Annotated in this window: 12 protein-coding genes; 1 reads left to right on the forward strand and 11 read right to left on the reverse strand. The window is 26.2% G+C overall.

Annotation, left to right across the window (positions count from 1 at the left end; translation table 11 throughout):
• On the forward strand, window positions 1–458 hold a 458-nt coding region (locus tag ACTT9Y_RS06845; RefSeq protein WP_440933611.1), incomplete at its 5' end, for a hypothetical protein.
• Between the two features lie 464 nt (window positions 459–922).
• Here the strand turns inward: ACTT9Y_RS06845 and ACTT9Y_RS06850 are convergent.
• From ACTT9Y_RS06850 to ACTT9Y_RS06900, 11 genes are all read right to left on the reverse strand, one after another.
• Entirely contained in the window at window positions 923–1,645 is a 723-nt protein-coding gene (locus ACTT9Y_RS06850; RefSeq protein ID WP_440933612.1) for a glycosyltransferase family 2 protein, read from the reverse strand.
• Between the two features lie 8 nt (window positions 1,646–1,653).
• Window positions 1,654–2,823, reverse strand: coding sequence for a radical SAM protein (locus tag ACTT9Y_RS06855; protein WP_440933613.1), 1,170 nt, complete (start codon window positions 2,821–2,823; stop codon window positions 1,654–1,656).
• Window positions 2,823–3,173 carry a hypothetical protein gene (locus ACTT9Y_RS06860; RefSeq protein ID WP_440933614.1) on the reverse strand — a complete coding sequence of 117 codons (351 nt, stop codon included), beginning with the start codon at window positions 3,171–3,173 and terminating at the stop codon, window positions 2,823–2,825. The genes ACTT9Y_RS06855 and ACTT9Y_RS06860 overlap by 1 nt, the downstream gene beginning before the upstream one ends.
• Before the next feature lie 51 nt (window positions 3,174–3,224).
• Window positions 3,225–4,277 carry an alpha-ketoacid dehydrogenase subunit beta gene (locus ACTT9Y_RS06865; RefSeq protein WP_440933615.1) on the reverse strand — a complete coding sequence of 351 codons (1,053 nt, stop codon included), beginning with the start codon at window positions 4,275–4,277 and terminating at the stop codon, window positions 3,225–3,227.
• Window positions 4,270–5,232 (reverse strand): thiamine pyrophosphate-dependent dehydrogenase E1 component subunit alpha, encoded by a 963-nt coding sequence (locus ACTT9Y_RS06870; protein ID WP_440933616.1) that lies wholly within the window; start codon window positions 5,230–5,232, stop codon window positions 4,270–4,272. The genes ACTT9Y_RS06865 and ACTT9Y_RS06870 overlap by 8 nt, the downstream gene beginning before the upstream one ends.
• On the reverse strand, window positions 5,229–6,329 hold the full coding sequence (locus tag ACTT9Y_RS06875) for a DegT/DnrJ/EryC1/StrS family aminotransferase (protein WP_440933622.1): 1,101 nt from the start codon (window positions 6,327–6,329) through the stop codon (window positions 5,229–5,231). The genes ACTT9Y_RS06870 and ACTT9Y_RS06875 overlap by 4 nt, the downstream gene beginning before the upstream one ends.
• On the reverse strand, window positions 6,316–7,419 hold the full coding sequence (locus ACTT9Y_RS06880; protein ID WP_440933617.1) for a DegT/DnrJ/EryC1/StrS family aminotransferase: 1,104 nt from the start codon (window positions 7,417–7,419) through the stop codon (window positions 6,316–6,318). The genes ACTT9Y_RS06875 and ACTT9Y_RS06880 overlap by 14 nt, the downstream gene beginning before the upstream one ends.
• Entirely contained in the window at window positions 7,419–8,402 is a 984-nt protein-coding gene (locus ACTT9Y_RS06885) for an NAD-dependent epimerase/dehydratase family protein (RefSeq protein WP_440933618.1), read from the reverse strand. The genes ACTT9Y_RS06880 and ACTT9Y_RS06885 overlap by 1 nt, the downstream gene beginning before the upstream one ends.
• Complete coding sequence (locus ACTT9Y_RS06890) at window positions 8,402–9,883, reverse strand: PfkB family carbohydrate kinase (protein WP_440933619.1); 1,482 nt, start codon at window positions 9,881–9,883, stop codon at window positions 8,402–8,404. The genes ACTT9Y_RS06885 and ACTT9Y_RS06890 overlap by 1 nt, the downstream gene beginning before the upstream one ends.
• A 184-nt stretch (window positions 9,884–10,067) precedes the next feature.
• The gene (locus ACTT9Y_RS06895; protein WP_440933620.1) at window positions 10,068–11,060 is read right to left on the reverse strand and encodes a GDP-mannose 4,6-dehydratase; all 993 of its coding nucleotides are present in this window, start codon (window positions 11,058–11,060) and stop codon (window positions 10,068–10,070) included.
• 113 nt (window positions 11,061–11,173) lie between these two features.
• Window positions 11,174–11,788 carry an SIS domain-containing protein gene (locus tag ACTT9Y_RS06900; RefSeq protein ID WP_440933621.1) on the reverse strand — a complete coding sequence of 205 codons (615 nt, stop codon included), beginning with the start codon at window positions 11,786–11,788 and terminating at the stop codon, window positions 11,174–11,176.
• Between the last annotated feature and the right edge of the window lie 238 nt (window positions 11,789–12,026).

The raw sequence follows: 12,026 nt of genomic DNA on the forward strand, positions 1-12,026 counted from the left end.
TTATAATTCTTATTAATGTTTTATTTAATTATATATATTTAAGAAATTCTAATAAAATTATTTTCACTAGATACCTAAAATATAATTTGCTAACAGCTGCAACCTTAGTATTCATATATTCATTTGTTTATGGAATGAATAAAGAATTACTCCTTATTCACGTGCCAGTCTATTTTTTTGTATTTATGAGTTTTTTTCTTACAATTGGACTTAAGTACATTAATAGCCCTAGTGAGGATATTTATGAAATAATTAAAAAACATAAGAAAATAAGTGAAAAAAATATAATTTTGAAAATTAAAAAAAGAAAAATTATTGATCTGAGGATAAATGACTTAATTCAACAAGGTTTTATAACTCTAAAAAATCGCAAATTATCACTTACGAAAAATGGAGCTAAAATTTCCAAACTTTTTAATTCTTTAAAAAAAAATTTAAAAGTAGAGTGTAAAGGTTAGACAATTGATTGACTTCATTTTAATTTTAAATACTTTTTTTTATTTTTTTTCATATAAAATACTTTGTTATGTTTTAAAAAATGTTTATTATTTTCCTTTTAGATTAAGAGACTTAATTAATTTTTTTTTAAACATTATACTATTTGCTACTTTAAACTTTTATTTTACTGCAGGATATTTTTTTGAAATTGTTACACTCAATGTATTAATATTTTATTTTCTTTTTCATGTAATAAATATGATCGAAACTTCTCCGAGAACAAAAATTCTTATAGAATTAAAAAATAATAATAACATTAGTATCAATAAATTTAAAAGAAGGTATTCAGAAATACATATAGTGAAAAATAGAATTAAGAGGTTTATAAGTACAAACCAAGTTTATATTAAAGGAAATTATATCTTAATAAATGATGACAAAAAAATTAGTTTTTTAATATTGATTGAAAAAATATTTAAATTGATCAAAAAAATTTAAAAATTTTATTTTTTATACTAATTAAAAAAAGTCTTTGAATATTATAAATAACCTTTATGCTGTTAGCGAGTTTAAATGCAGCAGCTTTTCTACTTGGATCAAAAACTTCTGTCTCAATAAACATAAAATTAAAATTTTTTAAATTAGATAATTTTACCCAAAGCTCTACTTGCCAGCAGTGTGAGTTTGTTTTAATTGATATTTTATTAAGAGAAGTTTTTTTGATTATTGATAAACCATTGTAATAAGGTATTTTTAAACCAAATAAAAAATTTAATAGAGGTGTGTATGATTTGGTAAAAAGCTCCCTAAAGTAATTCCTCTTTGATTTTCTGCTATAAAATGTACTTACTATATCAAAATTTTTATATTTTTTTTTTATAAAAACCTCTAAAATTTTAATTATTTGAGAAGCAGGATGAGCATCATCTCCTGGAAGCCACATTAAATAATCATCATCTAACAAATTTAATCCTGTTTTAACTGCTCCGCCAAAACCTAAATTTTTTTCATTTTTGCAATACTTTAAATATGATTTATTTTTAATTTCATTTTCAATAACTTCTCTTGAATTATCTGAACTACAATCATCAACAATTAAAATTTTATAATCTTTGATTTTTAACTTTTCGCAAGCTTCTTCAATTTGTTTAATGGTGTTTAAAATTCTTTCTTCTTCGTTATAGCACGGTACTACAAATGATAGCATAATTTATCTTAAAGAAAATTTACATGTAAAGGCTTTTTGTCATTAGGATCATGTGGTAAAATTCTTTTTATATCCTTTATATGATTATCTAGTGCCTCATTCACATAATGTTGTATTGGCAATGTGCCCATCATAGTTTCAGCATTAAAATTTGGAGATGCTAAATAATTCATAATTTTCCAATACCTATCAGACTTAAAAATATCTTTAAATCTCTCATCTATATAATTGCCAATATGAAATTTCGAGTATCTTGCATTAAAAAACATTCCTGATGGTGCAACTAAACCACTGCCACTAATTTGTAATAAAAATTGTGGTCCGTAAAATCTTTTATAACTTGGCTTACCTTTATTTTTTATTTTTTCCCACTTGATAATAATCTTAGTGTTGTCATTGCTATACTTTTCTGCTTCATTAAGACTTTCATACATTTCCTCATATTTACTATAATCAACTCCTAATGTTCCAAATTCATCATCAGAGCAATGTTTTATAACACCATAATCTACCCCAAGTTCTGCTGCTAGCTTAGCAAAAGGAATAATTTCATCTTTAAATTCTGGCATTAAAACCATTTGAATACCTAACGTAACCTTTAATTTTTTTCTTTTTTTTAGTTCCACTGCATATTTTATATTTTTCATTGCTCTATCAAAAACTTGAGTTTGTGTTTTATCTTTAAACATTATTTTTGCATAACCTTCAGGTGTGCCTGCAGCACACGTAAATCTAACCCAAGTTAAATGTGGTAAAACTTGCTCTATTTTTTCCGATTCCCACTCCCAACCATTTGTAGCGTTACCAACATCAATGCCAATATTTGATGCATGTTGAATAAATGGAACATATGCTTTTGATAAAGTACTCTCTCCATCGGAAATTAAAGAAACACCTTTTACTCCTATTTCTTTAAAATCATCTAATAAATTAAGTGCTTCTTTAGTTTTAATATTTGCTCTCTCCTGAGGTTCTTGCACCATTGCATAACAAAATGAACACATAGCTCCACATGCTCTTGTAAGAGCCATATCAACGCTCACTGGCGCAACTCTTTCTCCATTTTCAAAAGCTTCAACTCTGTCATAATGATAAGCGAGTTTATGAGAGTCTAAAATTAATTTTCCTTCTTTTGTATTTATAGAGTTATCAGAATTTATATTGGTTTGATTGCTCATTATATTAATTTTCCCATTTTTATTTCAACACCTCTCAAATTTCTCAACTTACTTTTGTCACCAACAGGTTCTAGCCAAATTGTAATTCCTCTATCTATATTTTTTTTTAAACTTTCCTCACAGTCAAGCAGTAAGCTACCTCTTAAATTTGCAGGGATACTGTTTTCAATTTTTAAAATTATTTGCCCATCATCTAGAGCATTAATTATTTTAAAATCCGAGTAATTATTGTTCTTTGACAAAATCTTCTTAACAATCTCAATTCTTTCAATTTCATTTAGTTCTTTCCAGGCGTTTTGAGGTGTAGGAGTATCAGCAAATGCTGTTTTTTTGTCTATTAGATTATTCATAATAAAATTAATAAACCTTTATCAATTAAATTTAAAAAAGCCAGAAATACTTTAAAAAGGTCCTAAAAAACTTTTATCTGGTTGGTCTGCTTGGATATTTGGAATATCTTTTTTGCTAACAAGTATTTTTTTATTACAAATTTTTGATATTTTTTTCAAAGTGTCTTTTAATGATGGATAGGAATGTTTTGCTAAAGAAACTGTAGATGGAATTGGTGAGTCAGTATTACCAACTCGTAAAACTTTTATTTTCCCACCTAGTTTATCATTTATTAAAGCTGAAATTTCAGCACTAACACCATATTGCATCCATCCATTATCGATAATAATAACTTTTTTTGTTTTTTTTGCTGAAGAAATTATTTTTTTTGTGTCTAATGGTCTTAAAGATAATAAATCAATTATTTCAGTAGAAATATTATTTTTAGTTAATATTTCTCTAATTTTAAGAGACATTAAAACAGTATAGGAAAAAGCTACAATAGTTAAATCTTTTCCTCTATTTACATATCGTGATTTTCCCAAATCCAGCTCAAAATATTTTTTCGGCACATCACCTACTGTTTCATGCAACCATCTATGCTCAAAAAAAATTACAGGATTGTTATCTTTTATTGAAGCATTCAATAAACCTTTTGCATTAAAAGGATTACTAGGACATACAACTTTTAAACCAGGAATATGTGCAAAAAGACTTTCTAATGATTGTGAGTGTTGTGGTCCTTGTCCCCATCCTCTACCAATGATAAGTCTTATTACAATCGGCACTGGCTTTTTTCCTCCACTCATGTAAAACCATTTTGCTGCCTGATTAACTATTTGATCCATAGACAAGAGTGAAAATTCAACTCTCTGATGAACAATTACTGGTCTTTTACCTTCCAATGCAACTCCAATTGCAAAACCTGTTAAGGAATTTTCACTAGTTGGCATATCAAAGACTCTATTTTTTTTAAATTTTTGGTTTAAATCTTTTGTTGTTCCAAAAACACCCTTGGGATCATCAACTCCTAATCCAATGATTATTACATTTTTATTTTTTCTCATGGATTGCTCTAGTGCCTCGTTTATAGATTTTGAAAAACTCTGAATTCTTTTAGGCATAAATATCTTTTTTTAATTCATCAAAATTAGGAAATTTTGAATCATCTGCAAATAGAAAAGATTTATCTATTTCTATTTTTATCTTTTTTTTAAAATTTTCGATTTCACTTATTGTTATGAAATTATTTTCAATTAAATATTTTTCTGCAATTACTATAGGACATTTCTTTAACCATTTATTGATGTATTTTTTTTCTCTATAATTTAAATTGTCATCATTATTTGGACCACAATGTTCTAAATGTCTGAATGTTTCAAATGAAATTATATAAGGTTTTGATCTAGCTCTAACATCATTTACAATTTTCTTAGTTTTTTCATAAATTTCAAAGACGTTGTTTCCCTCTATTTTCTTCCCATTAATTCCAATTCCATTAGCAATTTTTATTATATCTCTTTTTTTTGACTGTCGTTTTGACTTATGAGAATAAACAGAAAATTTATTGTCTTCACAAACAAATAATACGGGTAGCTGATGTAGTGAAGCAAAATCTAAACTTTCCAAGAAAACTCCTTCTTCAGTTGCACCATCTCCAAAAAAAATTACACATAAATTTTTTCTTTTATTTAACTTAATTCCCCAAGAAATTCCTACACCTATAGGTATAGTGCTACCTACTATAGGAACTGCAGCCTCAACACCTGCCTCTAAATCAATTAAGTGCATTGATCCACCCTTACCTCTTGCACAACCAGTCTTTTTACCATGTAATTCAGCAATCATTTTATTTAAATTTCCACCTTTAGCTAAATAGTGAGCATGCGATCTATGAGCAGTAACTATTTTATCATCTCTATTTAAATTACTTGAAATGCCAACTGGAACAGCTTCTTGTCCAATTGATAAATGCACAGGACATCTCATTTTTTGTTGGCTATACCTATTAGCTATTTCTAATTCAATTAATCTTATTCTTAAAGTATCAAAAAAAATTTTTTTATAATTTTTTTTCATTTATAAAAATTATTAATTAAATTAGTGATATGAATTATTTCTTTCTTTCTTAAATATTGATTTATCGGGAGTGTAAGAATTTTTTTTGATTGTTTTTCACAAACAGGAAAATCACCTTTTTTATATCCCAATTTTTTTGCTGCAGGCTGTAAATGGATAGGAATAGGATAATGTATAGCAGTTTCAATACCTTTTTGTTTAAGAAAAGATCTTAATTTATCTCTTTGATCCACTTGAATTACAAAAGTATGATATGTATTAAATTCATCTTTAGTCTCTAAAGGAAAATATATATATTTACGATCTAAATAATTTTCATAAATCTTAAAATTATTTCTTCTTTTTTTAATAAGAGTGTTTAGTCCCTCTAATCTAAAATTCAAAATTGCAGCTTGAATATTATCCATTCTAGAAACAAACCCAAAATTCTTAACCTTATTTCTATTACTCATTCCATGATTTCTAAGATCTTTTATATAATTGCTAACTTTTAAAGAGTTAGCAATTAAATACCCACTATCACCTATTGCATTTAAATTTTTTAAAGGGTGAGCAGAAAAACATCCAAAATCGCCAAAATTTCCCGCATGCACGCCCTTATATTTTGAACCAATTGCTTGAGCAGCATCTTCAATTATTTTTAGATTATATTTTAGGGCAATATTTTTAATTTTATCCATTTTGCAAACTCTGCCTGTCAAGTGAACAGGCATAATTACTTTTGTTTTGTTGGTAATTTTTTCCTCAATTTTATCAGGATCAATATTTTGGTCATCTAATACGTCGACAAATACTGGTTTTGCGCCCAAATGAACTATTACTGATGTGGAGGCTATAAAAGAGTTTGGTGTAGTAATTACTTCGTCTCCACGTTTTACTCCTGCGGCATATAAAGCTAAAACTAAAGCATCTGTACCACTATTTAGTGATATGCAATTTTTTGAATTGGTTAATTTACAAATTTTTTTTTCAAACTTCTCAATAAATTTACCCCCTACAAACTGTCCTGAGTTGATAACTAATTTAAATATTTTAATTAAATTTTTTTCTTCTTTTTGTGATTGTTTTTGTAAATTAATATATTTAATTTTCATTATAAAAAGACTTAACTGTATCTATAACATAATCTATTTCTTTTTTTGACAAGTGCTGATCACATGGAAATGTAATAATTTTTTTTGTATGATCATCTGTGACCGGGAAATCTCCTTTTTTATGATTTAAAAAATTCAGAGCTTCTTGTCTATATATTGGTATTGGATAATGAACTTTAGCTTCAATACCCTTTTTCAGACAATGTTTTAATAACTCATCTCTTTTTTTTGCAAAAATAATGTACAGATGATAAACAATCTTAAAATTTTTTGGTCTAGGTGGAATTGTAATTTGAGGCAAAGAACCTAATTTTTTGTCGTAATAATTGGCATTTTTAATCCTATCATTTGCTATTTTTCTTGCTTTAGGGAGTAACCAATTTCCAACAACTGCTTGGAATGTATCAAGTCTAGAATTGTAACCACATATTTTGACTGTATCTCTATTTGATAAACCATGGTTTCTTAATAGTTTTAATTTTGTATAATGTTTGTAACTATTTGTAGTAATTATACCTCCATCAGACCAAACATTTATATTTTTTAATGGATGCAAAGAGAAAGCACCAAACTCACCCCAAGATCCAGAATTTTTACCATTAATATTAGCAAGAATAGATTGGCATGCATCTTCAATAATTGGTAATTTATACTTTTTTGAAATTTTCATTAACTTAGGCATATCTGTCATATAACCAGTAAAATGCACTGGAACAATTGCTTTAGTTTTTTTACTAATTTTTTTTTCAATTAAATTTGTATCCATACAAAAAGTATCATCACAATCAACAAAAACTGGTATTGCCCCGAGTTCAGTAATTGCTCCTACCGTTGCTACAAATGTATTGGCAGCAGTAATAATTTCATCACCTTGCTTTATCCCTATTGCTTTTAAGCTTAATTTAATTGCATCAGTTCCTGAATTTACACCTATTGCGTATTTTACATTCATTAATTTAGCAAAATTTTTTTCAAATTTTTCTAAAGGCTTTCCTAATGTAAAATCCCCAGTGTCCACAAATTTTTTTAAATCCCTCCACAACTCTGGAGCATTACCAAATTGTTGTTTTAAATATGAGTATCTAACCTGCATTACTTTAATTGAATCTCCTGCATTTTTTTTATATTAAAATATATTGAGTTATCAAGTGAACCTGGTAATTTTTTATTTTCAAATGCATCTTTTAAATCTTTAACTGCATCCTCAATTGTAAAGTTTGGTACAAAATTAATTATTTTTTTTATTTTTTCTGATGAGATATGATAAGACCTGTTATCATTTGTTACCTCTTTGTCTATTTCAACATCTTCTCCTATTACTTTTTTTACAATATTTGCAATTTCTTTTACTTTCATATTATCATATCCGGCGTTAAAAATTTCACCATTAACTAAGTCTGCTTTTGCCTCAATAACATTTAAATATACCCTTACCATATCTTTTATATGTATATTTGGTCTTAATTGCTCACCCCCAAAAATTTTTATTTTTCTTTTATTAAATGCAAGATTAGTTAAAATATTCACTACCACATCAAGCCTTTGCCTTTTTGCATAACCACAAACTGTTGCTGGTCTTATAATTACAGTTTCAAATCTATTATCCTTATATTCAAGTAGTATTTTTTCACATTCAACTTTAAATTTTGAGTAATCTGTTAAAGGTTCGAGTGATAAATTTTCACTAACATTTTTTTCTTTTTTAATGCCGTATACAGATGAAGACGAAGCGTATATAAATCTTTTGACTTTGTTATTTTTACATATCTCTACTAAAGGTCTAAAACAATCTAAATTAATTGATTTTCCTAATTCAGGATTTAATTCGAAACTAGGATCGTTTGAAATACAAGCTAAGTGAATTACTATTTCAAAATTTTTAATAGTATTATTTAATTTTTTTAAATCCCGAATATCTCCTTCAATCAGTGTTAAATTTTTATTTTGATCTAGTGCATTTTTTCCATAGATAAATAAATCGTATACAGAGACACTGTAATTTTCTTTTAAAAGCGTAGGGACTAATTCTGATCCTACATAACCACCGCCACCAATTACTAGAATATTTTTAGTCATTACTTTAACATAAACTCAATAGTTCTTAATAAATTCTTTTTATCTAAACTTTTGCTATTGCCAATATTTTCTACTGCACTAGCTCCAGCTAAAGATCCCAAAAACAAACTTAGGTCGTAAGGTACTTTAAGCTTTAAACATAAGGAAACTAAAGCTAACATAGTGTCTCCAGCACCTACTTTATCAACAACTTTTCTTGAAAAAGCAGGACACTTTATGACCTTATTATTTTTACTTTCAATTAAAAACGCACCATTTCGTCCTCTAGTGACAATTAGGTTTTTGATTTTGTGCTTTTTTTTCAAAATTTTTGCTAAATAGTAAACATCACTGAGTTTATCTCGCATTTCATGCCTTAGCTCTGTTTCATTTATCAACAAAGTGTCAATTTTCTTATATTTTTCTAATGAATGATAGCCATAGTTGGATGCATTGACTTGAGCATTTAAAGCAATAAATTTTTTTAATTTTGAAATTTCTGAAGCTGATTTTTCAGAAATAAAACCGTGCCCATAATCAGAAATTACTATTAAGTCTGATTTAAAATTTTTTTGTTTTATCAAATTAATAAATTTTTTGGATGTAGCTACATCAGTAGATTGATCGTTCATACTATAAACTCCAAAGAGTTTGTTTCCTGAAATTGAGTCTATAAAACGTTTTTTTAAAATAGTTGGTCCATTCTTTTTTACAATAAAATTTGTATATATATTTTTCATTAAATTCTTCTTGATAAATTTTAGATAATTTTTTTTATCACCTAGACAAGATATTAAATAATTTTCATGACAAAATGATGAGATATGATTTGCTATTGCACCAGCGCCTCCTAAATAAGTCTCCTTATTTTCATCCCTTATTACCATATGAGGTTCTTTGCCAGATTTTCCTAATACTTGGCAAAATACATATTCATCTATAATTGTTTCACCAATAATAATTGGTTTTAATTTTGTAAAATTATCAAATATTTTTGCTATATCTTCATATGAATATTTTTTTGAAATATTTTTTAAAAATTTTTTTTGCTCTTCATTAAATAAAATTTCACTTTTATTTATCAGATTGCTTGAGCTAAAAGTTTCATCATTTGAATAGAGAATTTTCCCATTATTTTTTCTTAAAGCTTTAATTTCTTTATAAATTTTTTTTGTATGATCTTTAGTATTGTCTTTATAATCAGGTCCTTTAAAGTAGATATCTGGCTTTACTAAATTAATCATTTGTTCTGCCGACGCAGATTTACTTATAATAACAGCATCAACAATACTAAGTGACTCAATCATTTTAGCCCTCACGTTTACGTTAAAAATTGGTCTACCAGGTCCTTTATTAATAAATTCATCAGATGTAAGTGAAACTAACAAAAAATCACCAACCTGTTTTGCACTTTCAAAATGTTTAATATGACCATAATGTAATAAATCAAAAACTCCGTGACATAACACTACTGAATTTTTTTTTATCCTTTCCTTATTCAATAACTTAAGGATAGACTTTGGTGAGTGAATTTTGTTGGACATATTTTTGCTAACTTTTACTCGTTTTAACAAAATATTAAATAAAAATTATAAAAAGTTACTATATTTTTTTACAAAATACGGGTCAAAATAAATATTGTCCCTTACTTTTTTAAATAAATAATAAATAGTATCAAAAAACCCTTTATTTTTTTTTAGAACCAAGAAATAGAAACCATTTTTTTGTAGCTATTTTAATTTTTTTTGGGGTCCATACTGGAGCATCTTTCCAGTAAGATAAATTTTCTAATAGTTTATTTATTCCTTCTTTTATTCCAACTTTGGGATACCATCCAATTTTATTCTTTATTTTTGAAATATCTGCAAAAGTTATTTCTGGTTCACCAGGTCTTTTAGGAATATAAACTTTTTTTCCACCCAAAATACTAACTATTCTATTAACACTAATAGTTTTACCACTTCCCACATTAAATATTTCACCTGATACTTTTTTATTCTTTGAGACGGCTATAATTGAGTCAACAATATCTGAAACGTAAGTAAAATCTCTAGTTTGTTTGCCATTACCTACTATTGTAAAAGGTTTACCAGAAAGTTTTTGAGCCAAAAATACACCAAATACTGCTCCATACGTACCTGAGGTACGCGCTCTTGGACCATAAACATTAAAAAATCTTAATGATGTAGAATTTAAATTAAATATTTTTGAATAATGAATTGCTAATTCCTCTCCCAACCTTTTAGTTAATGCATAAGGATATTGTGGATCTATTTTTGCATTTTCTGATGTGGGATATTTTTTAGGAATTCCATAACTTGAAGAGGAGGCTATGTAAACAAACCTTTTAACCTTATTCTTCACAGATAAATTTAAAATATTGTGTGTCCCTTTAACATTAACATCAAAATAAAGTTTTGGATTTTCTATACTTGGAACTATATCTGCCATAGCAGCTAAGTGAAAAACATTATCAACTTTTCTAAAATATTTTTCTATTTTATTTTCATTTAAAATATCTTGATTTATGATCTTTATCTTATTTTTTATAACTTTTAGATTACTTTTTCTTCCTACTGAAAAATTGTCAATAACAATTACCTTATGATTTAATTTGACGAGCTTTTCAGCTAGGTGACTACCAATAAAACCACCTCCCCCAGTAATTAAAGATATCATTAAAAAAGTTCTATAGAAAAAAAATTAAAAAAAAAGAAAAAAATATAATTTCAATGATTACTATTTACCTCATCCTCTTCAATTTTAATTGAAATTAACTTTTTTTCGAAAATTTATAAAATTTTATTTATATCGTAATTTGAATATTTAAACCTAATCCACTGAGAGATTAAATGCATAAAAGTTGAAAACATATCTTCAGTAATTCCATAATTTTCGCAATTTAAATTATAATGAAATTTTACATTATACTTTAATTTTTTTTTTAAAAAACCTGTAATATAAATAATATTTATTTTCTTTTGATTTGCTCTTTTGATTAAATTTAATATATTTTTTGATGAACCAGAGCAGCTAAAAATAAATATTACATCACCTTTACTTCCATGGTTCTCGAGTTGAAAGTCAAAAATATTTTCATAATTTATATCATTTGAAATTGCAGTTATTAATTCGACTGAATTTGTAAAAGAATGGACTTGAGGAACCATTTTATTTTTTGAAGATATTTTTATACCTTTGTTAAAATCACACAAAAAATGATTTGATACTGCTGCTGAGCCTCCATTGCCTGCTACAAATATTTTTTTTTTTGATTTGATGCAATGCTCGATAAAATTGGAAATTTGTATTAATTTTTTAACATCCACATTATTAATAAGATTTGAAAGCTTCAAAAAATAATTTTTGAAAAATTCTTCTTGTGATTTTTTTTTATTTTTTTTCATTAATATATAATAATATCTTTCTATAAATTTCATATTACTTATAATAAAATTTTAATTTTATATAGATTTAAAAAATATTTATAGAAAATGAATTTAGATTTGATAATTGTTCTAAAAGCTGAAAAATCTAAGTATGCTAACAATATAACAACTCCCAAACTTAGAATAAATGACAAAAACTATTTCAATAAATTCCTTTATTATGTATCAAAATATAACTTTGAAAATATATTTATAT

The sequence above is a fragment of the Candidatus Pelagibacter sp. genome, from assembly GCF_052049995.1.
Classification (GTDB): domain Bacteria; phylum Pseudomonadota; class Alphaproteobacteria; order Pelagibacterales; family Pelagibacteraceae; genus Pelagibacter.

What these genes read in the sequence shown, in the direction of transcription:
- ACTT9Y_RS06850 (WP_440933612.1), bottom strand. Translation starts at nt 1,645, where the DNA reads ATGCTATCATTTGTAGTACCGTGCTATAACGAAGAAGAAAGAATTTTA.
- ACTT9Y_RS06855 (WP_440933613.1), bottom strand. Translation starts at nt 2,823, where the DNA reads ATGAGCAATCAAACCAATATAAATTCTGATAACTCTATAAATACAAAA.
- ACTT9Y_RS06860 (WP_440933614.1), bottom strand. Translation starts at nt 3,173, where the DNA reads ATGAATAATCTAATAGACAAAAAAACAGCATTTGCTGATACTCCTACA.
- ACTT9Y_RS06865 (WP_440933615.1), bottom strand. Translation starts at nt 4,277, where the DNA reads ATGCCTAAAAGAATTCAGAGTTTTTCAAAATCTATAAACGAGGCACTA.
- ACTT9Y_RS06870 (WP_440933616.1), bottom strand. Translation starts at nt 5,232, where the DNA reads ATGAAAAAAAATTATAAAAAAATTTTTTTTGATACTTTAAGAATAAGA.
- ACTT9Y_RS06880 (WP_440933617.1), bottom strand. Translation starts at nt 7,419, where the DNA reads ATGCAGGTTAGATACTCATATTTAAAACAACAATTTGGTAATGCTCCA.
- ACTT9Y_RS06885 (WP_440933618.1), bottom strand. Translation starts at nt 8,402, where the DNA reads ATGACTAAAAATATTCTAGTAATTGGTGGCGGTGGTTATGTAGGATCA.
- ACTT9Y_RS06895 (WP_440933620.1), bottom strand. Translation starts at nt 11,060, where the DNA reads ATGATATCTTTAATTACTGGGGGAGGTGGTTTTATTGGTAGTCACCTA.
- ACTT9Y_RS06900 (WP_440933621.1), bottom strand. Translation starts at nt 11,788, where the DNA reads ATGAAAAAAAATAAAAAAAAATCACAAGAAGAATTTTTCAAAAATTAT.